We start from the raw sequence: 370 nt of genomic DNA, 5'->3' as shown, positions 1-370 counted from the left end.
GGGCGGGGTGAGGGGGGCGAGTGGGGGGTGGGCTCGGGGGCGTCGGAGGCAGGGGCTTGGGTGCGAGGAATGTGGGGCACCGGGGTCTGGGTGTCGAGCAGCGGGGTGTGAGGTTCGGGTGCGCAGGGCGCGTTGACCGGCTCGTCCGCGTCGGCGACATCGGCGGTTCCGGCACGCCCCGGAGCCTCGGGGCCTGCGGCCTGGCTGCTCTGCCCGGCGTCCGCGATGCGATTGGCGTGGCTAACGGCCCCATGCACGCGAGGCCCGTCCACGGGCTCGCCCGCACCGGTGACATCGGCGTCCCCGGAATCCCCGACCACACCGGCGCCCCCAGCCCCACCCGCATCCCCGCCCCGCCCCGCGCCCACCC

The 370-nt window shown here is 77.3% G+C and carries 1 pseudogene; it reads right to left on the bottom strand.

Features of this window, described 5'->3' with window-relative positions:
- Window positions 1–257 (bottom strand): annotated as a pseudogene (locus OO69_RS53445) (hypothetical protein); the annotation flags it as partial.
- Window positions 258–370: the final 113 nt, after the last annotated feature.

Origin of the sequence: Streptomyces sp. NRRL F-525, assembly GCF_000716605.1 — a bacterium.
GTDB lineage: Bacteria > Actinomycetota > Actinomycetes > Streptomycetales > Streptomycetaceae > Streptomyces.
This window is presented reverse-complemented; position numbering and strand designations above follow the sequence as displayed.